This is a genomic window from Desulfatibacillum aliphaticivorans DSM 15576 (genome assembly GCF_000429905.1).
Taxonomy (GTDB): Bacteria; Desulfobacterota; Desulfobacteria; order Desulfobacterales; family Desulfatibacillaceae; genus Desulfatibacillum; species Desulfatibacillum aliphaticivorans.
The window spans coordinates 31,419-57,690 of the sequence record NZ_AUCT01000001.1; the positions used below are offsets into that span (position 1 = coordinate 31,419).

General features: G+C 55.5%; 20 protein-coding genes. 13 read left to right on the forward strand and 7 right to left on the reverse strand.

The features are described 5' to 3' along the window. Positions 1 to 79: 79 nt before the first annotated feature. The 8 genes from G491_RS0100170 (at position 80) to G491_RS0100205 (ending at position 10,780) form a co-directional block, all read left to right on the forward strand. Positions 80 to 1,462, forward strand: a complete 1,383-nt coding sequence (locus tag G491_RS0100170) for a M23 family metallopeptidase (RefSeq protein ID WP_028313146.1) — start codon at positions 80 to 82, stop codon at positions 1,460 to 1,462. 92 nt (positions 1,463 to 1,554) lie between these two features. After that, complete coding sequence (locus G491_RS0100175; RefSeq protein WP_028313147.1) at positions 1,555 to 2,718, forward strand: homocysteine biosynthesis protein; 1,164 nt, start codon at positions 1,555 to 1,557, stop codon at positions 2,716 to 2,718. A 57-nt stretch (positions 2,719 to 2,775) separates the two neighbouring features. Then, the gene (gene lepB, locus G491_RS0100180) at positions 2,776 to 3,444 is read left to right on the forward strand and encodes a signal peptidase I (protein WP_012610504.1); all 669 of its coding nucleotides are present in this window, start codon (positions 2,776 to 2,778) and stop codon (positions 3,442 to 3,444) included. A gap of 38 nt (positions 3,445 to 3,482) precedes the next feature. Then, positions 3,483 to 4,784 carry a dihydroorotase gene (locus G491_RS0100185; protein WP_028313148.1) on the forward strand — a complete coding sequence of 434 codons (1,302 nt, stop codon included), beginning with the start codon at positions 3,483 to 3,485 and terminating at the stop codon, positions 4,782 to 4,784. Between the two features lie 21 nt (positions 4,785 to 4,805). Beyond that, a complete protein-coding gene (locus tag G491_RS0100190; protein ID WP_012610506.1) occupies positions 4,806 to 6,206 on the forward strand; it encodes a sigma-54-dependent transcriptional regulator in 1,401 nt (466 codons plus the stop codon). A gap of 27 nt (positions 6,207 to 6,233) precedes the next feature. Next, on the forward strand, positions 6,234 to 8,237 hold the full coding sequence (locus G491_RS0100195) for a tetratricopeptide repeat protein (RefSeq protein ID WP_028313150.1): 2,004 nt from the start codon (positions 6,234 to 6,236) through the stop codon (positions 8,235 to 8,237). A gap of 495 nt (positions 8,238 to 8,732) precedes the next feature. Then, on the forward strand, positions 8,733 to 9,116 hold the full coding sequence (locus G491_RS36490; RefSeq protein WP_028313151.1) for a type IV pilin protein: 384 nt from the start codon (positions 8,733 to 8,735) through the stop codon (positions 9,114 to 9,116). Positions 9,117 to 9,478: 362 nt separating this feature from the next. Continuing rightward, positions 9,479 to 10,780 carry a helix-turn-helix domain-containing protein gene (locus tag G491_RS0100205; RefSeq protein ID WP_028313152.1) on the forward strand — a complete coding sequence of 434 codons (1,302 nt, stop codon included), beginning with the start codon at positions 9,479 to 9,481 and terminating at the stop codon, positions 10,778 to 10,780. Between the two features lie 286 nt (positions 10,781 to 11,066). On the opposite strand, the gene G491_RS33080 is transcribed toward G491_RS0100205, so the two are convergent. From G491_RS33080 to G491_RS0100235, 6 genes are read right to left on the reverse strand one after another with little or no spacing between them, the layout of a single operon-like run. Next, positions 11,067 to 12,710, reverse strand: a complete 1,644-nt coding sequence (locus tag G491_RS33080) for a uroporphyrinogen decarboxylase family protein (RefSeq protein ID WP_084511181.1) — start codon at positions 12,708 to 12,710, stop codon at positions 11,067 to 11,069. 21 nt (positions 12,711 to 12,731) lie between these two features. Then, positions 12,732 to 13,466 (reverse strand): sulfite exporter TauE/SafE family protein, encoded by a 735-nt coding sequence (locus G491_RS0100215; RefSeq protein WP_028313153.1) that lies wholly within the window; start codon positions 13,464 to 13,466, stop codon positions 12,732 to 12,734. Continuing rightward, positions 13,467 to 14,213 carry an ABC transporter ATP-binding protein gene (locus tag G491_RS0100220; RefSeq protein ID WP_028313154.1) on the reverse strand — a complete coding sequence of 249 codons (747 nt, stop codon included), beginning with the start codon at positions 14,211 to 14,213 and terminating at the stop codon, positions 13,467 to 13,469. A gap of 3 nt (positions 14,214 to 14,216) precedes the next feature. After that, the gene (locus G491_RS0100225; protein ID WP_028313155.1) at positions 14,217 to 15,047 is read right to left on the reverse strand and encodes an ABC transporter permease; all 831 of its coding nucleotides are present in this window, start codon (positions 15,045 to 15,047) and stop codon (positions 14,217 to 14,219) included. Then, positions 15,047 to 16,207 carry an ABC transporter substrate-binding protein gene (locus tag G491_RS0100230; RefSeq protein WP_028313156.1) on the reverse strand — a complete coding sequence of 387 codons (1,161 nt, stop codon included), beginning with the start codon at positions 16,205 to 16,207 and terminating at the stop codon, positions 15,047 to 15,049. The genes G491_RS0100225 and G491_RS0100230 overlap by 1 nt, the downstream gene beginning before the upstream one ends. A 35-nt stretch (positions 16,208 to 16,242) precedes the next feature. After that, positions 16,243 to 17,379 carry a double-cubane-cluster-containing anaerobic reductase gene (locus G491_RS0100235; protein WP_028313157.1) on the reverse strand — a complete coding sequence of 379 codons (1,137 nt, stop codon included), beginning with the start codon at positions 17,377 to 17,379 and terminating at the stop codon, positions 16,243 to 16,245. A gap of 461 nt (positions 17,380 to 17,840) precedes the next feature. On the opposite strand from G491_RS0100235, the gene G491_RS0100240 reads away from it, so the two are divergent. Both G491_RS0100240 and G491_RS0100245 read left to right on the forward strand, forming a co-directional pair. Beyond that, positions 17,841 to 18,662, forward strand: coding sequence for a lysophospholipid acyltransferase family protein (locus tag G491_RS0100240; RefSeq protein WP_012610517.1), 822 nt, complete (start codon positions 17,841 to 17,843; stop codon positions 18,660 to 18,662). Positions 18,663 to 18,754: 92 nt separating this feature from the next. Continuing rightward, positions 18,755 to 19,765 carry an NAD-dependent epimerase/dehydratase family protein gene (locus tag G491_RS0100245; protein ID WP_051326917.1) on the forward strand — a complete coding sequence of 337 codons (1,011 nt, stop codon included), beginning with the start codon at positions 18,755 to 18,757 and terminating at the stop codon, positions 19,763 to 19,765. Here G491_RS0100245 and G491_RS0100250 read toward each other — a convergent pair. Further along, positions 19,697 to 22,423 (reverse strand): C1 family peptidase, encoded by a 2,727-nt coding sequence (locus tag G491_RS0100250; RefSeq protein ID WP_084511186.1) that lies wholly within the window; start codon positions 22,421 to 22,423, stop codon positions 19,697 to 19,699. The two genes, G491_RS0100245 and G491_RS0100250, sit on opposite strands and share 69 nt — an antisense overlap. A 404-nt stretch (positions 22,424 to 22,827) precedes the next feature. Here G491_RS0100250 and G491_RS0100260 point away from each other — a divergent pair, with 404 nt between their 5' ends. From G491_RS0100260 to G491_RS33085, 3 genes are all read left to right on the forward strand, one after another. Then, the gene (locus G491_RS0100260; protein WP_028313160.1) at positions 22,828 to 23,250 is read left to right on the forward strand and encodes a hypothetical protein; all 423 of its coding nucleotides are present in this window, start codon (positions 22,828 to 22,830) and stop codon (positions 23,248 to 23,250) included. 1,478 nt (positions 23,251 to 24,728) lie between these two features. Next, positions 24,729 to 25,748, forward strand: coding sequence for a hypothetical protein (locus tag G491_RS0100280; protein WP_028313161.1), 1,020 nt, complete (start codon positions 24,729 to 24,731; stop codon positions 25,746 to 25,748). A gap of 14 nt (positions 25,749 to 25,762) precedes the next feature. Beyond that, positions 25,763 to 26,254 (forward strand): DUF11 domain-containing protein, encoded by a 492-nt coding sequence (locus G491_RS33085; protein WP_051326918.1) that lies wholly within the window; start codon positions 25,763 to 25,765, stop codon positions 26,252 to 26,254. Positions 26,255 to 26,272 lie beyond the last annotated feature (18 nt).

Consider the following 26,272-nt stretch of genomic DNA (forward strand, 5'->3'; position numbering starts at 1 on the left):
AAAAACAGGGCTTGATTCAAGCCCTGCAAGCTGATATGTTTTACGGCACAATTGACCCTCAGACATATAGGATAATATATTGAAAAAGAAGGGATTTCGTTTTTTAGGCTTGTTGGTTGGAATAGCGCTTGCGGTGGTTTTGGTCCCCGGAGGCTGGTACTTATTTCAACGCATGGAGGGAAATGCGCCAACCGTTCAATGGAAGGCGCCCATCACCTATGCGGGCTTATCCACCACCTTTGAAGGCGTGCTCGCAGACCCCGAAAACGGGTTGTCAGGCGTCCGGATCGTCCTGACCCGCCCCGGGGACAAGGAGGTGGAGGTTTTTTCCAAGGAATATCCCGCCAAAGGATTTTTGGGGCCGGGACAGGTCAAGAAAGACTCCATCTCGTTCACTATTGAGCCAGACAAGCTGAACATCAGCGACGGCGAGGCGGTGCTCCGCGTGAGCGCCAGGGATCGGTCTTTAAGGAGCTGGGCCAACGGCAACCTGTTTTATCAGGAATACCCTCTGACCATTGACACCAGGCCGCCCGCCATATCCGTTCTGACCACAAGACATTACCTGCGCCAGGGAGGCTCAGGGCTGGCTATTTACCGTCTTTCCGAAAAAGGCGTGAAAAACGGCGTCCAAGTGGGGGATAACTTCTTCCCCGGCTATTCCGGCGGATTCAGCGACCCGGACGTATACATGGCCTTTTTCGCCGTGGACAACGAACAGCCCACGGACACTAAAATAATGATACAGGCTGCGGATAAGGCCGGCAACATCAGCGCCGCCTCTTTTTCCTACCTGATCAATCCGGGCAATTTTCGCAAGGACGTCATAAATATTTCAGACCGGTTTATGGAAATGGTCCTGCCTCAGTTCGAAGCGGGCAAAAGGGTCGACCCCAACGTTCCGCTCATCGATCGCTACCTGAAAATCAACAGGGAGCAAAGGCAAAGCGACTACGCCATCGCCGGCGCCATGTGCGAACGCTCCAAACCTGTGATCTATTGGGACGGCGTTTTTTCGCGCCTGCCCAATTCGGCCAACCGGGCCAGGTTCGCAGACAGGCGGGAATACCGCTATAAAGGAGAAAAAGTGGACCGCCAGGTGCACCTGGGTATTGATTTGGCCTCCGTCGCCCAATCCCCCGTGCCTGCGGCCAACAGCGGTATGGTGATTTATGCGGCCCCACAGGGAATATACGGCCAGACCGTTTACATAGACCATGGTTTCGGCCTCATTTCCCAGTACTCCCATTTGTCCCGCATTGACGTAAGTGAGGGGCAAAAGGTAGAAAAAGATCAGATTATCGGCCTGACCGGCAGTACGGGGCTTGCCATTGGAGATCATTTGCACTTTGGAATGCTTGTGGGCGACACCTTTGTGAACCCCATTGAATGGTGGGACGCATCCTGGATAAAAAACAACGTGACCTCCAAGATCAACGCTGTTACAAAGGCCCTCCAGTAAGTCCGCCCCTCATACAGGAGCGCGCGCCGGACGCCGCCGGAAACGGTATACAGGAAAAAAAATGGGGTTTTCCCTATTTCGGAGAATAAGCTATGAGCGAGTTTAAAGTAAACAAGACCTACGCCGAGATTAACGAAAAAATCAAATCAGGCAAAGTGGTGGTGGTCACCGCAGAGGAAATGGTGGACATCGTCAAGGAAAACGGGCCCATTGAAGCGGCCAGGGAAGTGGACGTGGTCACCACGGGCACCTTCGCCCCCATGTGCTCCTCCGGCGCATTCATCAACTTCGGCCACTCCAAACCCGGCATCAAGGCCTCCAAAACCTGGCTGAACAACGTGCCCGCCTACGCCGGAATCGCGGCGGTGGACTGCTACATCGGCGCCACCGAACCCTGCGAGGAAGACCCCCTGAACAGGGTGCATCCCGGGGAGTTCAATTACGGCGGCGGCCATGTGATTCACGACCTCATCGCAGGCGAAGAGGTGCACCTCCTGGCAACGGCTTACGGCACCCAGTGCTACCCCAACCGCCGGGTGGAAAAAATGGTCACCCTAAAGGACTTGCCCTACGCGGTTTTATGCAACCCAAGAAACGCCTACCAAAACTACGCCTGCGCCATAAACATGAGCACCAAAACCGTCTACACATACATGGGCGTGCTCAAGCCCAAGGCCTCCAACGCCAACTATTCCACGTCGGGCCAGCTATCCCCCTTGTTCAACGATCCTTTGTGCAAAACAATCGGAATCGGCACGAAAATCTTCTTGGGCGGCGGCACAGGCTGGGTCTCCTTCCAGGGAACCCAATACAACCCCAACGTGGAATCCACGCCCATGGGAGCGCCGGTCCGCCCGGCCCGCACCCTGATGCTCACGGGCGACATGAAGACCATGAACCCCAAGTTCGTGGTGGGAGTAAGCATCCTGGGCTACGGCCCCTCCCTGTCCATGGGAGTGGGCATCCCCATTCCCATATTGAATGAGGAGATGGCCGCTTACACCGGCGTGAGCAACGACGATCTGTTCACCCAGATCCTTGATTACGGAAACGACTACCCCACGGGCAATGCCAAAAGCCTCCAGCAGGTCAGCTATGCCGAGCTCATGAGCGGAACCATCCGCTTTCAAGGGAAAGACGTGCCCACATCGCCCCTGTCCAGCATTGTCATGGCCCGTGAAATCTGCGACATCTTAAAGACGCAGATTACAGAGGGCGAATTTTTGATCACCGAACCTCAGGGAATGCTGCCCTGATTCCGTGCTTTCGGAATATTAATGTAAAACTCTTCCACTTGCGACGCCCGAGGAATTTTGAAACAAAACACAAAACAAAAAACGGAAAAAACCAAAGCCGCTCCTGAACCGGACGAACAATTCGAAAAGCCCAGGGGAATTATCAGAGAAAATCTGGAAGCTCTTTTAATCGCCTTGCTGCTGGCCCTGTTCATCCGCGCCTTTTTGGTGGCCCCGTTTAAAATTCCCTCGGGCTCCATGGAAGACACGCTCCTGATCGGCGACCAGATCTTCGTGAGCAAGTTTTCCTACGGAATCAGGCTTCCTTTTTCCAACAAGGTGCTGATCCCCACGGGAAAACCCGATCACGGAGACATCATCGTCTTCATCTTCCCCCGGGACCGAAAGCTGGACTACGTCAAACGGGTCATTGGCCTGCCCGGGGACGAAGTGCAGGTCCATCAAGGAATCGTTTACATTAATAAGAAACGGTATGAAAAACAGTGGGGCATTTTAAAAGGCTCGGAAAACCGGGGCATGCCTCAATTCCGTGATTTCGGCCCTATTGTCGTGCCCGAAAACAGTTTGTTCGCCATGGGGGACAACCGGGATAACAGCAGCGACAGCCGGTATTGGGGTTTTGTACCTTACGAAAACTTGAGAGGCCGGGCCTTTATGATATACTTTTCCAAGGACAAAAGCATTTTCGACGTCCGTTGGAACAGAATAGCAAAAATACTCCATTAGTTGTTTGATATTTCCCAGACGGAAAGGAGACCAGGGCGTTGGATGCCAAACCCTATCTGATCTTCCGGGGCGCCCATATCGTGGACCCCATCAACCGGATCGACGCCGCAATGGACATCATTGTGGAGGGCGATTGCATTCACAGCCTGGTTTACCCGGGTTCCGAAAATTCATGGCCCCAGCCCTGTGAAGTCATGGACTGCACGGGGCTGACGGCCGTCCCCGGCCTGGTGGATATGCACGTGCACCTGCGGGAGCCCGGGCAGGAGCACAAGGAAACCATCGAGACGGGAACCCACGCCGCAGCCTCCGGGGGCTTCACCGCGGTCTGCTGCATGCCTAACACTTCCCCGGCCAACGACTCGCCGGAAATACTCCGGCAAATTTTAAGCACCGCCAAAAACCAAGGGCATTGCAAGGTTTATGCGGCCTGCGCCGTCACCCGCGGCCTGAGCGGACAAACCCTGGTGGACTTTGAAACCCTGGCCCAGGAAGGCGCCGTCGCCTTTACGGACGACGGCATGCCCGTCAAGGACCCGGACGCAATGCGCCAGGCTCTTAAGCGGGCCTCCGCCCTTGGCCTTCCCATATTAAGCCATTGCGAAGAAATGCCCCTTGTAGGCGGCGGAGTTATGAACCTGGGGCCCGCGGCGGAAAAGCTGGGCCAAAAGGGAATTCCAAACACCGCGGAAAGCGTCATGGTGGAACGGGACATAGAGTTAAGCCGCGAGACCGGCGGCGCCGTGCATATCTGCCATGTGAGCACGCGGGAGTCGGTCCTCGCCCTGGAAAAAGCCAAAGACGAAGGGCTGCCCGTGACCGCGGAAACCGCGCCCCATTATTTCATGCTGACGGATGACGCAGTGGCGGAAAAAGGCGCCAACGCAAAAATGAATCCGCCCCTCAGGTCGGAAAAGGACCGCCAGGCCATTCGCACGGCCCTGGCCGAAGGAACCATCGACGCCATCGCCACGGACCATGCGCCCCATTCGCCGGAAGAAAAAAACGCGCCTTTTGAAAATGCGCCCAACGGCATCATCGGCCTGGAGACGGCCCTGCCCCTGGCCCTGTCCCTGGTGCATGACGGGGTCATCACCCTGGCGGACATGGTCATGAAAATGTCCGTCAACCCGTCCAGAATCCTGGGGCTGGCGCCTTCCGGCCTTTGCAAAGGCGCGCCCGCGGACATCACCTTTATTGATTTGGACAAGGTTTATGAGGTGAACCCGGACCGCTTTGCATCCAAAAGCAGAAACACGCCCTTTGACGGCATGAAGCTGACCGGCGCGGCAGCCATGACAGTGGTTGACGGAAAAATTACATATAGATGCAGCGCCTAACCCCTACGGATACAATATGCCATGATTGCGAAATCTCCCCATAAAATTCTGATTGTTGACGATGAACTGGGCATGCGTGAGTTCCTGGGCCTGATGCTTGAAAGAGACGGATACGAGGTGTCCACAGCCGGAGGCGGCCGGGAAGCCCTTGGCCTGTTAAAAAAACATTCCTACGACTTGCTTTTGTGCGATATCCGTTTGGGAGACATCTCCGGCCTGGAAGTGCTCAGGATGGCCATGGGGCTTAACCCCAAGCCGGTCGTGATCATGATATCCGCCTTTTCCAGCACGGAATCGGCCGTCAAAGCCATGAACGAAGGCGCTTTCGACTATATCCCCAAACCCTTTGACAATGACGAACTGCGAGGCACCATCGCCAACGCCCTGGAGCGCAAAACCCTGGAAAGGGAAAAGCAAATCCTGGAAGAAGAGCTGGCGGCCACCTCCCACTTCGGCGGCATTGTGGGCAACAGCCCGGCCATGACCAAGGTGTACGACCTGATTCGCCAGGCGGCGCCCACTCGCACGAACATTCTTATTACCGGGGAATCCGGAACGGGCAAGGAATTGATCGCCCGGGCCATACATGGGGAGAGCCGGCGGGCCAAGGCCCCTTTTGTGCCCATCCACTGCGGCGGCATTCCCGAAACCCTGATGGAAAGCGAACTTTTCGGGCACGTAAAAGGCGCTTTCACCGGGGCGATCCACGAAAAGCAGGGCTTGTTCACCGCCGCCAACGGAGGAACCGTGTTCCTGGACGAAATCGGAGAGCTTTCCCTGGCCATTCAGGTCAAGCTGCTGCGCGTCATCCAGGAAAGGGTCTGCCGCCCGGTGGGCGCCACCCAGGACGTGGAGGTGGATATCCGCATTCTTTCGGCCACCAACCGCCAACTGGAAAAGGAAGTGATTGAAGGGCGTTTTCGCGAGGACTTGTTTTACCGTTTAAACGTTATCGAAATCCGCGTGCCCCCATTAAGGGAAAGAAAGGACGACCTGCGCCTTCTGGCCCAGCATTTCCTGGAAAAATACTCCCGGGAAATGGGCAAAGCAATATCCAAAATGTCTTCCTACGCTGTCAATCTGCTCCAGCGCTACCCTTTTCCCGGCAACGTCCGGGAGTTGGAAAACATGATCGAACGAAGCGTGGCCCTTTCCAACACAAACATCATCCTGCCTGACAGCCTGGCTCTCTCCTCCTACAAGATGTCCAGAAACACGGATGAAAAGCCTTCCTGGGACCAGATGATTTCCGTGCCTTCCTCCGGCCTTAACATCGACGACGTGCTGTCGGAAGTGGAGAAAATCTGCCTGGATAAAGCCTTGGAAGCAGCGGGGGGAGTGAAGCACAAAGCAGCCAAACTTCTTGGAATCAGCATTGATTCTTTCAGGTACCGCTACGACAAGCATAATCCGTCCTCTTAGCGGGCAGCAGTTACACTGGAACTTGTCATGAAAACAGCGCGCATCGACCTGTTGCTATGCATGGGCTTAGTCGCTCTTGTCGCAGCGGTTTACCACACCATTCCCCATACCGGATTCTTCCTTTATGACGACTCCTTATACGTCTACGAAAACCCGGCCATGAGCCTGGGGCTTTCCTGGGAGGGCGTCAAATGGGCTTTTACCACAACCAGGGGCGGATTCTGGATCCCGGTAACCTGGCTGTCCCTTTTGACGGACGCCCAGATTTTCGGCCTTAACCCGGGCGGCTTCCACCTGACCAACATTCTCTTTCACGCCGTTAACACCCTTCTGCTCTTTGTGGTCCTGAACAAAATGACGGGCGCCCCGTTTAAAAGCGCTTTCGCCGCCGCTCTGTTCGCGGTGCATCCCATGCATGTGGAGTCCGTGGCGTGGATAACGGAACGCAAGGACGTGCTTTTCGGGCTGTTTTGGCTGCTCTCCATGGGGGCGTATTTAAAATATGTCAAAAACCCCGGATGGAAAAATTACGCGCTCATTCTCATGTTGTTTATTCTGGGCCTCATGGCCAAGCCCATGATGGTCACCCTGCCCTTTGCCTTGCTTTTGCTGGATTATTGGCCCCTGAAACGCATCTCCCCGGAAGACATTACCCAAGCCCCAAAAAAAATGTGGGGATTGGTCAGGGAAAAAGCCCCCCTCTTCGCCGTTTCCTTGTTGTTTTCCCTGGCGACCTTTATTTTGCAGCGCCAAGTAGGCGCCGTGGCCTCGCTGGAAGGGGCGCCCCTGTCCTTCAGAATCCCCAACGCCTTAATCTCCTATTTTAAATACGTCTATCACACCTTTTGGCCCTTTGACATCGCGGTCTATTACCCCATACCGCAGACTCCGCTTCCCCACTGGATGTGGGCCGGCGCCTTGCTGGCGCTGGCCGCCGTAACCTTCCTGGCCGCTTTAAGGTGGAAGACCGACAGATGCCTCATAGTAGGGTGGCTCTTCTTTTTGGGTGTCATGTTTCCGGTTATCGGCGTAAGCCAGTCCGGCCCCCAGGCCATGGCCGCCCGGTTCATGTACATACCCGCCATAGGCCTTTATATAATGGCGGCCTGGGGCGGCCCGGAGCTTTTCAGGCGGGCGCCGTCATTCAAGGCCGCCGCCGGCGTAGGAATTGGGCTTGTCCTCGCCCTCACCGTACTCGGGTACAACCAGGCGCGTGCGTGGGAGGACGGGATAGCCCTAATGAAACGCTCCATGCAAATCACCGGCGAAAATCCCTTTGCATCCTATCTGATAGGGGTGGCCGCCCTCCGCAAGCAGGATTACCCCGCCGCCGAAAAGTACCTGAGGGAATCCCTGACCCTGGAGGAAAAGCGAAAGGATGCTTTGGAAGGCCTGAGCATCGCCCTGGACAGACAGGGAAAAACCGATGAAGCCATAACATGCATCAAAAAGGCCCTGGAGATCGAACCGAATTCCATAAAAGCGAAAAGCTACCTGGGAACCTACTATTTTAAGGCGGGATTTCACGAAAACGGGCGAAATATACGCGACGAAGTCGTGCAGGCCGATCCGGAGGAAGCGATCATCCTTTATAATATAGGGACCATGTTCTATGACGAAAAGGACTACAAAAACGCAAAAATCTGGTTTCAAAAAAACACCGAGGCGAACCCCTTCCAGTATGAGGCCTTCACCTTTTTAGGATCCATCGCCTTAAACCAGGGAGAAACGGACGCCGCCCTGGTCAGCTATCTCGAGGCCGTCAGGCTGCACCCCAACCTGCCGGAAGTCCATAACCTGCTGGGCCTCCTTTATATAAGAAAGGGATTGGCGGCCCCCGCCGAGGCGCATTTTAAGGAATCCATGCGGCTGGCCCCCGGCTTTCTGGACGCCCCCTACAACCTGGCTTGCCTATATGATCTCGTGGGGAACAAGCAAGCTGCAGAGGCCTTGTTGAAGGCGCTAATTAAAACCGCGCCCCAATATCAGGACGCCATGGACAAGCTGAAACAGATCCAAGAGAATAAATAACTGATCTTATTGAATATTTATTATTTTATTAAAATATTACCAGCAACAAATGATGTTTTTTGTAAAAATAGATTTTTACTATGTCATATTTCGCACCATCCTTATGAAATATATCACACCAAAAAGAAAGAATGCGTTTAGGCTTCATCGGCGCAGGGGAATTTTCCCGCCTGGAAGCGGTGAAAATCCCCAGGATCGGGTGATTTTCACCGCGCCCCTAAGAGAAAAAACCCCGCGTTTCTCGCCCTCCCCTTGCCTCCCATCTTTTAATTATCTGTTTTCACAGCAATTTCAACTTTAACAAAATATTTATAAACTTTGGCACGCTAACTGCTTATATAAGAGAGCGAACGAAGACGCTGGAAATTTCAGCGAGCCTCTCTTCCGGGAGGAAGTTTACAGGAAAATTGGTAAGCTGAAACACACTTTATTAACTTTGCAACATGCTTTTTTAAAGCATCACACACACAACATCCAAAACAGGAGGTAGGACAAATGATGCAAAAACTGACGAAAAAAGAATCTGGTTTCACCCTGATCGAACTCATGATCGTTATCGCAATTATCGGCATCCTGGCCGCTATTGCTATCCCGAACTTCATCGCCTACAGGAAAAAGGCTTATGACAAAGCCGCCATGACCGATTTGCACAACCTGAACCAGTCCATTCTGGCATACTACACTGAAGAAGGCAAAGAAGCCGTTGTGATGACCCTCGACGTTGCCAAGACCGAAAAAGCGGGCTTCAGGCAAACCTCCAACGTTACCGTTACCGTCGACGGCGGCACCGGCCAGAACGATTGGTCCATCACCACCAAGCATGGCCAGGGCGACAAGACCTACACCATGACTGCCAACCAGACCTTGACCGTGGATTAATCTTAATCCATCGGATTTTAAAATGGGGGATGCCTTCGGGCGTCCCCTTTTTTTTGTATGAACTCCCTGCATGCCTGCAGCGGGCGGCTTGTTTTACGCATTATATTAATTATTAATGAAAGATTTATCGTTCTGATTAAATATTTCGCCCTACCCTTTCTTAATCCGATTAGCCAAAACCCCCTTTAAAAAAAGACGTCCTTTGAAACACGCCGGAATGTTTTCATCTTGCCACCGCCTTCTGACTTTGATAACCGTGTTAGTATAAATTAATGCCAGGAAATCATCGAATTTTTGAAAATCGTTCTGAAAAGGGAGTTCCCCCTAAGACAAGAGGCGCTGATTTGAGGAGGCCGCACGTGATGATGAGTAAACGGAAAGAAGTTTTAACGGGAGTAAAAGGCCTTGATCAGATTTTGGGGAGCCTGCTTTTGGGCGATAATGTGGTCTGGTACGATGAGTCCGGCAACCTGGCCAGCGCTTTTTGGCTCCGCTTTGTGCGCTCCTCTTTGGAAAACAAGGTTCCTGTGATTTTCATCAGCTTTGACCGGTCTCCCAAAAACCTGTTTGAACGCCTCGGAACCATGGGAAAAAGCCCACTGCTGACTGTTTTGGACTGCTTCACCTACGGCAAGGGCAAAGGCGCCTCGGCCTTTTTGAAGTTCCTGGAAAACGCCCCCGAAAAGGTAAAAAGCAGAGTGGTCAGCGTAGAAACGCCCGGCGACATCAAAGCCTTTGACGAAGCCCTATATTCCGTGCATGAAAAACTTCACGGCGACGTGCACCTGGTATTTGAAAGCCTCACCGGCATGCAGGAAGTCTGGGGCGGAGAAGAACAGGTGGGCAGCTTTTACTCCCACTCCTGCCCCCGCTTGTACGACCTGTCCACCGTGGCGTACTGGATCATGGAAAAAGGCGCCCATTCCCAAAGGCTTCGCGCTCAGATCAACCAGATCGCTCAGGTGGCCCTGGAGCTTTCCATCAAAAGAGGCACCTCTTCCCTGTCTGTGATCAAGGCGGAGGGAAGAACCCCGGACCGCATCCAGCAGCCTCATCATTATCAGATGAAAGGCCCGGACATCGTCTTCTCGGGCGATAAGGGCGGCGCAGGATTCCGGGATCTGGGAACCCGCATCAAGCAGCTTCGGGTGAAAAAAGGCCTTTCCCAGGTGCAGATGGCCAAAATGGTGGGCGTCACCGCCAGCACCATCTCTCAGGTGGAGAACAACTCCATCTACCCGTCCATTCCAGGACTTCTTAAAATGGCGGAGATCCTCAACGTCTCTCCCGGATACTTGTTTTCCAGCGATTTTGAAAAGCGGTCCCAGATTGTGTTTCCGTCCGGCCAGGCCTCGGCCGTGGCATTGGCCAACCTCAGCGAGTACGAGGGCTCGGTTAAAATGCTCACCCCCCTGGATTTTGAAGGAAACGCCGAACCCTTTATGATTGAAATCGAGCCCGAACAGACCGTTTCCGGCCACTTTTTCACCCACCGCGGCCAGGAAATGGGATACGTGGCCCGCGGCGCTCTGGAAATCAGCTTCGGCGATGAAGTCCACAAAGCTAAATCAGGCGATCTGATCTACCTGCAGGATCAAACCCCGACCCGATGGTACAACCCGGGCCCCGGCGCCGCCCGCCTTTTTTGGTCCAAATTGCGGTAAAACCACTCAACCACCAATCTTCGGCGGGTCGCTCTTCTGCAAAAAAAGCGCCGCAAAAAACCTTTCCACAGCGCTTCGTGGGGAAAGGCTCCCAACCATTGATATGCAGTGAAATAAAGCACAGCTTGCTGTGCTTTAGGGACGCGCAGAGCTTGTCTTGGGTAGGGCAAGTCCTACCCCTGCAAATTGGATAGGGCGGTAATGAAATATTTCCGTGGCTTCCGTGCTTTCCGTGGTTTGAATAATTTTTGCTTTTCTTTACCGAAAAGTGGATTTTTATCAATTATTATCGCCTGACAGCGTTCACAATCCCCCTCACCAACCGGGCTGCAGAGACGGCCTCGGGGGAAAACCCGTCGGCGCCGACTTCGGAGGCCACGGCGCCGTTGACGGCCGCGCCGCCCACCAGCACTTTCATGCCGGACGATCCCGCCTGCCGAATCTCGCCGATCATGCCAGGCAGCAGGCGTCTGGCCGAGGTAATGAACGCGGACAATCCCACGATCAACGGGCTATGCTCTTGAACCGCCTGGGCGAATTGCCCGGCCGACACGTCCACGCCCAGATCCAGCACGCCGAACCCGTTGGCCTCCAGCATAATGCGCACCAAATCCTTGCCGATGGAATGCAAATCCCCCTTGACCGTGCCGATCACCACGTCCACGGAATCGCCGCCCTGTTTGGCGATCATGGGGCGCAGCAGCTCCATGCCCTGACAAAAAGCGTCCACGGTCAGCAGGATTTCCGGCAGATAGCATTGCCGGGTTTCATACAAGGCGCTGGATTTACGCACAGACCGGATCAACCCGCTGTGGGCCAGCAGCAAGGGATCCACGTCATTAGACAGCGCCTCCCTTACAAGCTCCACTGTTTGCGGCCCGTCCCCCCCGGAAGCCTTCAGAGAAATCTCCCGGAGCGCGGGAGCTTTTTCCTGCACCTCGTCCATGGCCTGTTTGCCTGCGTTGACGAAAGCCTCCACGTTTTCCAGGGGAGCGCCGGGCGGAACCGCGCAGCCGGTGCTGAGGATGAAGTTGGGCAAAATTCCCATGACAGAAACCAGATCCCGCGACGCCTCGGCCGTGTATTCGGGCGAGGCCATGCCCACCACTTCCACGGGCTCCAGGTTGCCGATAATGGCGACGTCCCAGGGAACCTGATCCTCCACCGCAAGCAGGTCCATGCACTGGTCAAAGCTGATGCCGGAGACGCCCGTTTCAATCATGGGCTGGATCAACTCGCTCACGTCGCCGCAAATGTGGAGCATGGTTTTTCCGGCGTCCGCCATGGCGAAGATGTCATGCAGATATCCCCCGGCGCATTCCTCGAATGCGTCGGGAGGCAGCAGAGCAGCCAGGGGATCGGAAATCCAAAGCACGTCCGCGCCTGCGTCCATGAGCAGCGCCGCGTAGCTTTCCGCGACCATGAAGGCTTTTTCCAGCAGGGGATGCAACTCGCCCCGGCGATCCCGCACGCTCCTCAAGACTTCCTGCTCTCCCATTGCCTGCCCCAGGGCGGTGAAGGGACCGTAAACCAGCCCGGCGATGCTGCGCCCCGGAAATCCCTGGGCCATGGCCCGCACTACCTGGGCGTTGATTTGCATGCGCGGGACGTCGGCCGCTCTGGGCGTGAGAATGGCCGGCGCCGTCGCCTTGATGGCCGGCATGTTGTCCGAAGCGAAAAGCGCCTGGGCCCCCATGGCTTCGGCCTGGATGGCGATGTCGCTGAAGAAAAACAGCAGGTCGGAGTTCACCCTCTCGTAATACCTGGACACTGCTTTCCATTTGGCGTCGAAGCTATGGCTCAGCTCCGCAATGTCTTCCGAAACCAATTGCACCGCGGGCAACGCGTTGATGGGAAAGGTCTGCACTCCCGCAAACTTGTGGGGGGGTGCACACGCAGTTCCAGCCAAAGAGGAATTGTTTATCTCCATTTAAAATCACTCCGGAAAGAATCAGCCCACCACGCCCAAAGCCCGCAGCACAAGCAGGCAGCCCATGATCAAAATCAGGCCGTGGGCGATACGCTTAAAACGCTGGTCCGATACATGGCGGCAGATGATGGACCCGGCGGCAAGGCCTCCCAGCATCAGCGGCGCCATCATCAGGTTTACCTTAAGCAGTTCCAGCGAAAACAAGCCCATGTCGGCATAGGCGAAAACCAGAAACAGGTTGGAAAACAAAAAATAGGTCTGCAAGTCCGCCTTGAACGCGAACCGATCCGTGTGGGTCAGGCTGTTCAGCAGGATGACCGGGGGCCCCGGCATGTACACCGAGCCGCCCAGGATTCCCCCCAGCACCCCGGCTGTAAAGCCCCATTTTTTGGAAATCCGAGGAACGGTCTTTACGCGTCCCCAAAGGGACCATACCGCGAAAATGACCAGGGTGACGCCGATCATCAACTTGAGCGTGCTGTCCGGCGAGTGCTTCAGAACCATCAGCCCAATCAGGCCGCCCGGAATAAACCCGGCGGTCTGGGGCCATACCCTGGAAGGCTTGATATAGCTGCGCAATTGGGTGAGAAGAACCACGTTGATGCAAAGATTGTACACGAACAGAAACGGCACGATCTGCCGCACGGGCCAGACAAAGGACATGAGGGAAATTGCCGCAATGGCGAAGCCGAATCCGGCCAAGCCCATCAACAGGCTGGCAAGAATCACCGCAAAGCCAACCGCCAGCCATTCCATTTAGTCCGCTCCTTCCAGCAAGGCGTGAATGCGATCGCACATGCCTGTGAATTCCTGCGAGTTCCTGTCCCGGGGACGGGGCAGGCTGCAATCCATGATTTCCCGAATGCGCCCCGGAGGCCCTTGCATGACCACCACCCGATCCGCCAGCAGCACCGCTTCCTGGATGTCGTGGGTGACAAACACAATGGTTTTTTGATCCGCCCTCCAGATGCGCATTAACTCCTGTTGCAGCACGTTCCGGGTCTGGGCGTCCAAGGCGCCGAAAGGCTCGTCCATAAGCAGAACCTCGGGATCTGCCGCCAAAGCACGGGCCACGGCCACCCGCTGCTGCATGCCGCCGGACAGCTCCGGAGGATAGGCTTTCGCCTGATCTTCCAGGCCTACCAGGCCCAAATATTTTAGCGCCGCCGCCTCCCTCTCCTTTTTAGAAACGCCCTGCATTTCCAGGCCAAAGGCCACGTTGGCCAGGACGCTCCGCCAGGGAAACAGGGTGTAGCGCTGGAACACCACGCACCGCTCGGCGGCCGGGCCTTCCACCTTTTTTCCTCTCAGGGATATCCGTCCTCTGCTTGGCGATTCCAAACCCGCAATCAGGCGCAGGGTGGTGGTTTTTCCGCACCCGGACCTGCCTACCAGGCAGACCATTTCGTTTTCTTCTATGTTCAGGGAAAGGCCTTCAACGGCTTCGATCCTCTCGCCGTTGATGTTGGAATACATCTTGGCCACATTCGTCAATTCCAGCATAATCTATCCCATGCCTCCCCAGAACAACTTGCCCTCCAGCCACCGGAAGCCCCGGTCCATAATAAACCCGATCACGCCGATGGCTGCCATGCCTGCCACGATGATGTCCGCCCGCAAGAGCTCATACGCGTACCAAATCAAATATCCCAGCCCGGAGCTGCTGCCCGGCATCATCTCCGCCGCCACAAGGCACATCCAGCCGATGCCCAGGCCGATGCGCAGCCCCGTGACGATCAGGGGCAGGCTGGCCGGTATGAGGATCTTCACCAGCAAAGGCAGGCCTTTGGCGCCCAATGTGCGGGCGGACTCGATGTACTCCCTGGGTATGCTGCGTACGCCCTGGATGGTGTTGAGCAAGATGGGAAAAAACGCACCGATGAAAATGATGATCAGGGTGGAAAACTGGATGCCCGACCATACGGGGCTGGTCGCCAAAAAGGGAAATACGTCCGGCACGCCGCGGATGCCCAGCCAGGCCAAAATCAACGGCACCCACGCCAAAGGCGGGATGGGCCGCAGCATTTCCACGGTGGAGTCCACCATGTGGCTGACCCGCTTAAAATATCCCATGGCAAGGCCCAGGGGCACGGCGGTCAAAACGGCCAGCAGAAATCCCAAAATCACCCGAAGCAGGCTGATGGCCATGTTCTCCAACAGGCTGCCCGTGATCAAAATTTTTTCCGTGGGATGGAACAATACCGCAGCCACCGCGTCCAGCCTCGGTAGAACGGTCTGCTTGTCCAGCCATATGGCCGCGGCCTGCCAGAGGACGGCCAGGGCCAGGGGCAAGACAAACCTCCCGGCCTGGCGTCCTATGCGTTTTAAAACAAGCATCAGGCGATCAATCCCTTTGCCTTAAGCTGTTCGGTCACGCCGTTCATCATGGAAAAGTCAAAGGCCGCGGAAGCCAAGGCCTCGCCCTGGGCGCCCTGGAGCTTGCCCGTAAACATGCCCATGCCGTCCATGGTCTTGGCGTATTCGTCCACGCTGGAAACCCAGCGGGGAGTCGCCGTGGTGGTGTAGGTCATGCTTTGCATGGCAACGGTTTCCACGGACTCGGAAACGCCCAGCCATGCGGAGCAGGTCTTGGCGGTCAGATCCTTGCGGGTGTTGGCCAGGTCCACGCCCAAAGCCATGAGCGAAAGCGCCTTGGCGGCCAGTGCGGGATCCTGGGTCAGGAACTTGCTGGTGGCTTCCAGGGAGCAGCAGGCGTGTCCGGCCCAGCGCTGGGCCGGGGGAACGTCCTGAAGGTTGAGGATCAAACGGCCTACGCCCTGATCGATGGTGACGGACGGGAAGGGCTGGGCGCCGATGATGCCTTCGGAAATCTTGTTGTTCAAAGCGGCGACCAAATTGCCGTGGCCTTTCATGTTGATGAACAGCACGTCGGCTTTTCTGTTCGTGGAGTCTTCCGTATAGCTAACCCCTTCATATTCCAGGGCGGACCGGAAGATAATCGCGGCCACGGTGTGAGGCCCGGGCATGCCGATTTTAAACTGCTTGCCCTGCCCTTTCACATGAGACACAAAGGCTTTCCAATCCTGGGCGGGAACGTCCTTGTTCAAAACAAACACGTTGCCGGCCGTCTGCAAGGGGGAGATGATCTTGGTGTCCACGCCTTTATCCACGGACATCAGAATCGCCTGGGTGCCGCTGATAGCGATATCCACGCTGCCCTGGGCGACCAGCTTTTCCACGTCCGGACCTTTTTTCGTGGGGATCAACTGAACCCGGGCGATGGGGGAGCCGTTGTCGTAAAGCTCGTACAGCTTGGCCGGATTCAAAGGCTTAAGCCAGGTCTTGTATTTTTCCTCGAACATCTCGCCGTTGCTTGCCGCCAGCATCAAAGGGGCATGATGGTCGGAAAGGATATAAGCCATTTTGATGGTGGGCGTGGAAGACCATGCCATGCGGGGCGCCAAAGGGCTGATGGCCGCTCCCAGAGTTAAGGCGCCGGCGCCTTTCATAAAATTGCGTCGCGTCAACTTCTTCATTTCTATACTCCTTCTATGGGTTATCAGGGCAGGGTTTAAATTATTTCCAAAAACGCTTCGATGCGAGTGCGTAAGGACTCCAGGTCGCTTTCCCCGTAATCCGTGCATAAATGGAGCACAGGCAGGCCGGGATCATTATTGATCATCCGGCCCAGGGGCTGAGCTTCCACCATGTAGGTGTGGCAGGCGTGCCAGGTGAGATCCACCACAGCGTCAGCGCGGAACAACCCGGCCAACTCCCGGATCAGGGCGGCCCGTCCGTCATTGGGGGTCAGGCACGCGCAAGGCAGGTTAAGATACCGGCGCGCAATGGCGCCTAAAGGATCGGAGGAATCCTCCTCCACGTCGGTCCAGGCGGCTTTCAGGCTGGTGCAGTTTTCCATGGCGATGACCGTGGCGCCGGACTGCTCGATCAGCCTCAACACTTTATCCGATCCTTTGCCGATGGGCGTGCCGGTAAGCAAAATGCGCGGGCCCTTCGCCTGCTCTATGGCCGGGGCGTCGCGCAACGCCTCAACCAGAGCTTCCAGGCGTTCGGCGTACTGCTCCTGATCCGCCCAGAAATTCTTGGCCTCCAGGACGTTCAACAATTCCCGGCCCGTAACTCGAACGCCTCCCCCGGCCAGATTGGCCTCATGTAAATTCCGCAGGGCTTTGCGCACCCGATTTTGGATGCATATTCGCCTGTTCAGCTCATCAACAGTCAGAGGAACGCCGGTCAACTCTTCCAAAAACGCGCCGAACCGGTTCACCTCCTCCCGCCAAAAAGCCAGGGAATGCGGCAGGGCGGGATCGTAGGGCAAATGCATGAGATGCACGGGCTTGAGCCGCTGCATGATCTCGTACATCTTCTTCTTTCCGTCGCAGGTGGTCTCGCCCACAATGGCGTCGGACGCCGCAAAAAACGGGCACGTGTCCGTGGCTGCGAATCCGTAGCTGGATTTAATCAACGGACATAAATTGGCGGGGAGCTCCGCTTCCGCAGCGGCGATGGGCTCCTGCTTCTTGCCGCAGAGCCCAACGGGCAGGGCGCCCGCGGCCCGAATCATTTCCACAGGAGCAAATATGCAATAAATGCCCACAACCTTGCGGCCTTCTTCCCGAGCCTCTTCCAAACTCGCCAGACTTTGCTCCGGCATATTGTCAAACCCGGTCAACAACTTCTGAATCAAAACAGCTTCCTTTTAGTGCTGAAGGTTATTGCCTATGCAATTTCCAGGATGCGCCGGCGCCTTGCAATTTTTTAGAAAAAGAAAAAAACGCAAGCGAAAGCCGGAAAACGCCGCTTGTGTATATTATGGTATATGACAATATGTCTAATCGATAGTATCTATGATCATTTTATCAATTGCGTGAATTTTTCAATGGAAATCCCGTTTTCAGCAGGAGGCATTATGGCCGGGGTTCAGTAATTTTTATGCACCCCTTATCCAGTCAAGGGGTTAAAAACAGGTAAAAAATGATTCAGGGCTTGCCATAGCCGCCGGGTGTTTGGTAGTATCCGTTCCAGCCAATTTGGCGCCGCATAAAAAGCATGCACTGACCTGCAATAATCTATTCTAAGTTGCCGCCCGGGGGGGGTAAGGCGAGGATCCAATCTTGTATTGGACCCTGCTTTGGAGAGGACCGCATCATGAGTTTAGCAAGCACCGTATTAAAAAAAGCCTTTGTCTCTAAAGACGTGAAAGAAGCGCACAACCGCATCACCAAAGAAGTGGGCAGCTTCGGGTACGACGCCTGGGGGTATTCCAAGGACGGGGCCGAGATAGGCCTGGGCGTTTTTAAAAAGCTCTACGACCATTACTTTCGGGTGGAGACCGAGGGGCTTGAAAATATTCCCACCAAAGGCCGGGTTCTGATTATCGCCAATCACAGCGGGCAGCTTCCTCTGGACGGCGCGCTTATCGCCATTGCCGTAGCCACCAATCCCCATGGTCCGCGCGCGCCTCGAATCATGATCGAACGCTTCTTTCCAACCGTTCCCTTTGTGGGCAACCTATTAAATATGGGCGGCGCCGTGATCGGCGATCCGGTGAACTGCATCCGCATGCTAAGGCGGGATGAATGCGTGGTGGTTTTTCCCGAAGGAATTCGCGGCAGCGGCAAGCTGTTCAAAAAGCGCTACAAGCTCCAGCGGTTCGGATTCGGATTCATGCACATCGCCATGGAAACCGACACGCCCATCGTGCCCGTGGGAGTTGTCGGGTGCGAGGAAACCATGCCGTCCCTGGCCAATGTCAAACCTCTCGCCAAGATGCTGGGCCTGCCCTACGTCCCGGTGACCATTCCCGTTCCCTTGCCGTCCAAGGTATACCTGCGTTTCGGCAAGCCCCTGGATTTTTCCGGCGTGGTCAAGACGGAGAAGCAGGTCATAGAGAACGTGGAAACGGTCAAGGACGCCATCAGGGGCCTGATCGACGAGGGTCTTTCCCGGAAGCAAGGCTGGTTCCACTAATCTTAAGTCACGCCGCTTGTTGTTGAATCAATTCACCGCTGTTTTTGTTCGAGCGTTACAGAGCTGGGGGGCCAGCATAAAAGGGAGTTCTGATGCCGAAAGCCAAAAAAACCGAAACCGTTGACCGCCAGAGCGTTGAAACCGTCCAGGAGAAAAAAAGGCCCCAGGTGCTTGTCACCGGCGCAGCCGGAGTGCTGGCCCAGGAAACCATCAATCGCCTGTCGCAAAAAAAATACGACGTGGTGGCCATTGACTTCCGGCGCGCGGTCCAGATCGGGGACGACATTCCCAGCTACAAGGTGGATTTTCTCAAACGGGGCTTTGAGGACATCTTCCGGCAGCATAAGTTCGACGCGGTCATCCATCTTGGACGCGTGGGCACGGACATAGGCGGGAGCCATTTTCGCCACAACGCCAACGTGCGGGGAACCCAGAAGCTGTTTGACCTGTGCGTAAAATACGAGGTGAGCCAGGTGATCGTCCTGTCTTCGTACTTCGTCTACGGCGCCAGCGCATACAACCCGGCCCTCCTGGATGAAGACACGCCCCTCAAGGCCTCGGACCTTTCCCTCAACCTCATCGACACCGTGGAGCTGGACAACCTCTCCCAGATCTATATGTACAAGTACCGCCGGGTTCGCATGAAGATTCTCAGGCCGTGCAACATCGCCGGGCCTGGAGTGCGGAACAACATAGGCAGGCTGCTTTCCCGCAAGGTGGTCCCCGTACTGTGGGGATTCAACCCGGTCATGCAGTTTCTGCATGTTTCGGATATGGCCGACGCCATCGTCAAGGCCTGCGGAAAGCCCAACATCTACGGGATTTTTAACGTGGCGCCAAACGATTGGGCGCCCTACAAGGAAGTGCTCAGGCGGTGCGACATCATCGGCGTACCCATGGTTTCCATCCCGGACGCCTTGCCCATGTGGATCGCCCGCATGGCCGGCTGGGAAGCCTTTCCCAGCTATCTGGTGAATTATTTCAAGTATCCCGTGATTGTGGATGGAAGCCGGTTCGCCAAAGCCTTTAACTTTTCACCGAGACGCAGTCTGGAAGAAATCTTCCTCCATTACAGGGAGATGAAGACCAGGCGCTGGGTTTGATTTCCGCAGCAGGCCCTTGCCCCATTGCACCAAAGCCTGGCGCCAGCGCCCCACCCTATCAGCCCAGGGGATTTTGACCTTAAACCGGTCCATGCTGGAGATGAAGCAGCCGCCTCCTCCCCCGCCGCCGGACAGGCCGGAATCGCCGTCTGAATTACTGGAGAGCGAATCCTCGCCGCCTGCTTCCGCCTTGTTCTGGGGAACCGCCGGATCCAGGGTGGTGAATGCGGAGTCGCCGCCGTAATACACCGCGCCGCCGCTGGTCACCTTCACCCGGAAGTGATACGTGGTCGCCGGCTCCAATCCCTCCAGCTTGGCGCCCACGCCCTGTTGCCGGGAGCCCCGGCCGCCGTCCTTGCCGATGACGTATTGATCCGCCGTGATTTCCTCGCCGTAATCCTCGGTCAGGCCGTATTCAAACACCACCGATCCCTCTCCCGGAGGACGAACCGTCCCGGCCAGGTAGGCGTGGGTTTCGCCGATTTCATAAGCCGCGCCGGTTGTTGCGCTGCCCGTGGAGGAGGCGTCCACCCACAATTCAAAGGCGTGGTCCGCAGCAGGAGCATGGGGAGTCCATTCCGGGATGTTCACCTCGGGAAAAATGCTCGTTCCCGTCTCCAGGCGGACGTCGTTTCTGGAAACCACCCAATACGCCTGGGGCGTCCAGGTCAGTTCCGCCTGAATCACAAGCCAATATTTCTTCCCGGGCTCGGGCGAAAATTCGGGGTAAAGCGCCGCTTGATATTCGTAAATATCCTTGTCCCGGTAATAGAGATTTTCGCCGCTCTCGTCCCCTGGTATATTCCAGGAGGCGGCAAGATCGCCGGGCTCGCCCACGCCTGAATCGTCGTATATATATATGTTCCAGGAATCGGGCGTGACCGGATCGGCGCGCAGCTGCCGGCTCCACCAATGGACCCGGTTGATATTGCCCACGGGGGACTCGAACATAAAGTCATCCGCGCTCATGGCGTTAAAGGGATAGGCCGCGTCCTTCTGCGACGTGTGCAGCAAAGTGCTTGTTACGTCCGGAGGCTGGGACCACACCTTGATGGAGTCGTCCGTGGTGAAGCTCCTGTCCTGGCCGTAAGAAGTTCCAAAATCGTTCCTGGCCGCAATGCGGAAATGATAGGTGGTCAGGGGCTCCAGGTTGTTGGCCAGAATGGAGGCGGCGACGGCGTCGGTGCCCGCGCCCGCGTCCACCCATTCGGTGCTTCTGCCGTAATAGGTGGTGGAGCCGAACTCAAACCGGTATTGGGTTTCCACGCCGTGAGCGGTCACCTCGCCCTTGAACATGGCGGAATGGGCCAGGATGTTGGCCGCCGTCAGCGTCGCCGCCGTGGGCGCCAGGGGATTGCCGCCGGTGGCGAAAACCCGGTCCGCTCCGTAGTTGATTTCCTCGCCGTTGTATGCCGCCACCCGATAATGATAGGTGGTCTGGGAGTCCAGGGCGTTAATTTCTATGGCGATGCTCTTCTTGCCCTCTGAAGCCGCAAGGTACAGCGAGGCGCTGGCGTGATCGTAATCCGCATTCACGCCGTACTCCACCCACACTTCCGTGTCCTTGCCCTCGGTATCCACCGTGCCGCTGATCACTGCGGAATCCTGCCCGATCACCGGAGCGTAGCCTGTGTTAACCGCCGGCCAGTCCGCAGGCGCCAGAAAAGCGACTGCGCAGGCAACCCGGGCGGAACGATATTTGATGCGCATGTATCCGTTTTCGCCCCAGGAGGTTCCCCAACTGTTGCGCAAAATCCAATATCCGTTGCTTTCCGCATCCCCATTATCGTTCCAGCCCACCAGCACCACGGCGTGATTGGTGACGGCGTAATACTCGGGCGATGCGTCGCACTGCGTGTTGCCGTCTTCGTAAATCCCGGATTGATAGGCCAGAAAAGCCGGGCCGGCGTAAACCGCCGCAACCACCGCTCCGTAAGTCAAAATGGCCGCCTTGATGGCCTCGATGTCTCCGCTTTGAACCCTGCCCCACGACTCAAACACCACCGGCGCATCGCCCGCGTGCTGGTAAATCCCGGGATCTTCCATCACGTAAGGAAAATCGCTTTCCTGGACAATGCCTTCCTGAGTCAGGGCCTCCACCTCCGAGTAGGTGTAGTCCGCATCGTCGCAGCCTCCGAAATGAGAGGCGTAAGGCTCGATGCCGCCCAGATGCCAGGCGATGTACGACTCGGAAAAATCCGCAACGTCCGAGCCGCTCCGCTGGGACGCCGTGTTGTAGACGCCCTCGGCGGCGCCGGCCGCCGCAAAGGCGTAGCAGGAGCCGCAGTCGCCCTGGTCCTTAATGGGGCCGATGAAAGACTTGCCGCCCACGTCCCGCAAATCAAAGCTGGAGGGAATGGCGTCCCAGTCTCCCCCGAACTCGAACCAAACCTCCTGGCCGATGGCCATAAGCCGGGTCAGACGGGGCGCGCGGCGTCCAAGAAGCTGCTCCAGTTCTTCGGGATCTTTGTTAAAAACGGGGTTGGGGCCGACCTGAAATTCGTAATTGTTTTGGGTGATGCTTTCGCGGATTTCCTGAAGCTCGGCTTCCTGAGCGGAGGAGGCGTCGTCTGCGGCCAATGCGGAGGAGGATATAAACAGTCCGATGGCGGAGAATACGGCGATGACCAAATATCGGGAAAAATCCTGCAAACGCATGGGCGCCTCCGGCGGCTTTCACAGCCTGCGCGGCAAACCCGGTTTGGCTCGGCCTCCCTGCCCGCCTTTCCGGTGAGTACTATCCAAAAACCTGCTGACTTCCCTGTTCCTGGCAGCCGGGGATGGTCCCCGGATCAGTGTTCTGCTTTGTTCTGTTTGGATATCGGCAGAAACCGCCAATTCCTTAACGAAAAAACAGGGCTTACGGACTCCCTTCAAAAACGCGCGGGAATGCCCCAACAGGGCCTGGAACCTGCCTTTTTGGTCAGCCTTGGCATGCGATGCCAAAGAGGGGTAAATTCACCCGTCCACGGGGCGGTTTTTCCAGGGTATCTTTCCAGAGCGTCATTCTCGGGGTGTTTTTACCCGGTTTTCAGGCCCTGGGGAGACAAAGGGGGCAAGGGATGGGAAGCGCTCCAGGCCGCCTTGGACGGCGGCCCGGCTCCAACGGCGGCGACCTACATTTTTGTAAGAAGAAAAAACAGGGCTGGGCGGCGAACTGTGAAACATTTCACATTTTCTTGGCATTTACCGGAAGAGCTCCCAGGGGCCTTGCGGTGAAAATCCCCAAGCATGCGGTGAAAAGTCCCGCTTCAGTGGATTACAGGTGGAAAGAAATCACTGGGATCTTTGTTATTTTCCTGAAATTGCTCGTTTTTAATAAGATTAATTTTTTATTTTTTTTCCGGACTTTCGTCCAACTGATTTTAAACTACAAAAATGTCGGGCTCATACAAAATTGTAGGCGAAATTGGCCCAATGCAGGAGGCCTTGGCCGCCCAAAAAAAAGAATGATGTTCATTTTATGTCTGATCCTGGCAGGTTAACGGCGTTAAAAACATACCGACAAAATTATGGCATTTTTTTTGCCTATTCATGAAAACATTTGTGACGCAAGACCCAGCCCCATCGCCAGGACGGGCCTTTGTGAAATTTAACGCTTGTTATAGAAGACTTGGCGAAGAGAAAAAGCGATTGATTATCAAAATCAATTCTTGCTTTTTTTCGCTGGCACGATTATTGGAAGTGCCTATCAACAATCTGTGGTTGTGCGACAGGAAGAAACTGAGAGCGAACGAACCCCTCCGTTTCCGCCTGCCCTGATCCGGGCCCATTTGTCCGGAATTCCGGGGCGAAACCGAAGAGTTTTACAAAGTCCGAACCGCACCAATCGATACAGGGCGCTCCTATGCGTTACCATGCACGTGGAACGCACAGGGTTTTTGCGCCCTGCGGATCGATCTGGCCCGGAGCCGGCCTTCCGCCCAACGGGCGGGGCTCTTAGTCCTTTCTGCGCAAAATCAAATTGCGAAAAATGACGTGGACGCTAAGTCCTGCCTGACATTCTTCACCCCGATCAGGCTGTTGCTGCCGCTATTCAGCTGTTAGCCTGCATTCGGGATTTCATGTCATGCAACGCGGGTAGGGATTTCTCCCTTTCCGCCGTTCAGCGCTCCTGCCGCTTGAAAAAGCGTAAACTTTTCCCCGGCAGCTTGGCGAACTCAGACTTTTTCGCGACAAATGAACAGGGTTTCCGGCCGGTTTCCGTGCGCTTGGCGCACTTGTCCGCCGGCAGTCCCGTTCCGAACCCCTTTAACCGGAGGGCCAGGGCCATGCCCCGGAACACTCGAAAGGAATATCGACAGGTGTTCCCTAAAACTTTAGGAAATTTTTTAAAAAATTTCCCTGGCGCCGCCTGCAGCTTCCAACAAATTGAATTTGCTGGAAATCGACATGGACAAAATCCCCTTGCAAGATTCCCGGGGCGTCCGCAAGCAGGCTTCCGGTGACTGATATTTAGATAAACGGCCTTGTGACAGTTTTGAGTTGAACCTTTTTTAACGATTTTGGGCCTCAGGCCCGCAGCAAAGGATGAAATGCACGGATTTTTCCCATCTTCCCGCTCCCATGCCGAACGGGGTTATCGCGCCCGCGCTCTGCAGGCCTCTCGTTCCCATGCTTTGCGATACGCTCGTTCTCATGCTTTGCGTGGGAATGCACATGGAGGACGCATGGGGGAAGTGGAGATGAAAAACGGCGTATTTCCCTCGTTCCCGTGCTCCGCACGGGAATGCAACTTGGAGCTGCGAGGGAAAACAAACGACGTCCTTTCGTGCAAATCCTTTGAAAACAGTTTTGGATTTTGGACTTTGTTTTTTTTGAACAACCTTTAACAACCACTTTTTAAACTTAGGGAGGATTTAGAATTTTGAGAGGAAACAACAAGGAAAAAAGTAAACCCAACAACCCGAACCCTTTAACCCTAAACCCAACTTGCACCACTAAACCTAGAGGAGGAGTACACATGAAACGTTTGGCAATCGCAGCAATGGCAATCTTCGCAGTCATCACCCTGACCACCGGCGCCTGGGCAGCAGGCACGGCAGCGGGTACTGACATTACCAATACGGCGACAGCGACTTACACACTGGGCACTGTTACCGGCATTACAGAGGCCGCATCGGACACCATCACCGTGGCCATGCTCATTGACTTCACCATTACCGAGCCCACAAACCCGGTCACGGTCCAACCGGATGATGAGCATCAGGCCCTGACTTTCACTATCACCAATACCGGTAACGCCACGGAAACATTTTATGTTTCCGGCATCAGCACGGCAATCGCCGGGGTGACGGACAATTTTGATCCTGATTATGACAATATCTTTGGTGACACCAACAATAACGGCGTTTATGACTTCGGCATAGACTTGGCTATTCCATCCGTGACTCTTGCTGCTGACGCCAACGCAGTCGTTTTTGTGGTGAACGACATTCCTTCGGACGATCCGGCCGACGCAACCGACATGCTGGAAGGACACACCGGATACACCCAGTTGATCGTCAATTCCGCAACCTGGGTTGATGTATATGGAAGCGATCCTGCTGACGCGGCTGATCCCGGCGACATTGTTGTTAACGGTTATGCGGCTGGCGTGGATGCCATCATAGGCGACAACACCAGCAGGGACACCGGACTGGGCTACTACGTCGTTCAGAACCTCGTGCTGACCCTAACCAAAACCTCCCATATAGAGGACAATGTATACGCAGGCGTCAATCAACCCATCCCCGGCGCCATCGTCACGTACACCATCGAAGCGAATGTCACCAGCGGAAGTGGAACAGCGGTTGACGTTTGGATTACGGATACCATCCCCGCAGGAACCACCTACGTTGCGAACTCTTTGACCCTTGAAGGAAGTGCATACGCAGGATCCGGCGGATACGACGCCGGCACAGATTCCATTTCCGTGTATGTGGGAGACATGGTTCTCGCCACAGATGCTCAGACCGTTACTTTTCAAGTCACGATCGACTAAAGGGAGGTTTTTCCATGAGGCTTAAAGCATTCTTTATCCTTGTACTCATCAGTATGGTTCTGGCCGTTCCGGCCCAGGCATTGGCTGAAAGCCCGCTCAAACTGCAAACCGTGGCGGAAGTGAAAGTCATTGTTGTGGATGAAAAGGGCCAGGAACAGGTAAAGATGGTTCCCGCTAAAAAAGTCGTCCCCGGAGACGTGGTGTACTATACTATCACCTTCAACTACAGCGGAGATCAACCGGCCTCAAACGTGGCCATCACCAATCCGGTTCCTGAACACATGGAATACGTGGATGGCAGCGCTGCAGGTGCGGGTGCGGACATCCGCTTTTCCATCGACCAGGGTCAGACCTACGACTATCCGGGAAACCTGAAAATCAAAAACCCCGAAGGCACGGAAAGGACTGCAACCGCCAAGGAATACACCACGATCCAGTGGACCTTGACCAAAGACCTTATGCCCGGTGCAATCGGGACCGTGCAGTATCAGGCCAGACTTAAATAGGAAAGTAATCCGGAACGG

What these genes read in the sequence shown, in the direction of transcription:
- G491_RS0100240 (WP_012610517.1), top strand. Translation starts at nt 17,841, where the DNA reads ATGAGTTTAGCAAGCACCGTATTAAAAAAAGCCTTTGTCTCTAAAGAC.
- G491_RS0100195 (WP_028313150.1), top strand. Translation starts at nt 6,234, where the DNA reads ATGAAAACAGCGCGCATCGACCTGTTGCTATGCATGGGCTTAGTCGCT.
- G491_RS0100205 (WP_028313152.1), top strand. Translation starts at nt 9,479, where the DNA reads ATGATGAGTAAACGGAAAGAAGTTTTAACGGGAGTAAAAGGCCTTGAT.
- G491_RS0100230 (WP_028313156.1), bottom strand. Translation starts at nt 16,207, where the DNA reads ATGAAGAAGTTGACGCGACGCAATTTTATGAAAGGCGCCGGCGCCTTA.
- G491_RS0100220 (WP_028313154.1), bottom strand. Translation starts at nt 14,213, where the DNA reads ATGCTGGAATTGACGAATGTGGCCAAGATGTATTCCAACATCAACGGC.
- G491_RS0100245 (WP_051326917.1), top strand. Translation starts at nt 18,755, where the DNA reads ATGCCGAAAGCCAAAAAAACCGAAACCGTTGACCGCCAGAGCGTTGAA.
- G491_RS0100280 (WP_028313161.1), top strand. Translation starts at nt 24,729, where the DNA reads ATGAAACGTTTGGCAATCGCAGCAATGGCAATCTTCGCAGTCATCACC.
- G491_RS0100215 (WP_028313153.1), bottom strand. Translation starts at nt 13,466, where the DNA reads ATGGAATGGCTGGCGGTTGGCTTTGCGGTGATTCTTGCCAGCCTGTTG.
- G491_RS33085 (WP_051326918.1), top strand. Translation starts at nt 25,763, where the DNA reads ATGAGGCTTAAAGCATTCTTTATCCTTGTACTCATCAGTATGGTTCTG.
- G491_RS0100175 (WP_028313147.1), top strand. Translation starts at nt 1,555, where the DNA reads ATGAGCGAGTTTAAAGTAAACAAGACCTACGCCGAGATTAACGAAAAA.
- G491_RS36490 (WP_028313151.1), top strand. Translation starts at nt 8,733, where the DNA reads ATGATGCAAAAACTGACGAAAAAAGAATCTGGTTTCACCCTGATCGAA.
- G491_RS0100250 (WP_084511186.1), bottom strand. Translation starts at nt 22,423, where the DNA reads ATGCGTTTGCAGGATTTTTCCCGATATTTGGTCATCGCCGTATTCTCC.
- G491_RS0100260 (WP_028313160.1), top strand. Translation starts at nt 22,828, where the DNA reads ATGGGAAGCGCTCCAGGCCGCCTTGGACGGCGGCCCGGCTCCAACGGC.
- G491_RS0100190 (WP_012610506.1), top strand. Translation starts at nt 4,806, where the DNA reads ATGATTGCGAAATCTCCCCATAAAATTCTGATTGTTGACGATGAACTG.
- G491_RS0100225 (WP_028313155.1), bottom strand. Translation starts at nt 15,047, where the DNA reads ATGCTTGTTTTAAAACGCATAGGACGCCAGGCCGGGAGGTTTGTCTTG.
- G491_RS33080 (WP_084511181.1), bottom strand. Translation starts at nt 12,710, where the DNA reads ATGGAGATAAACAATTCCTCTTTGGCTGGAACTGCGTGTGCACCCCCC.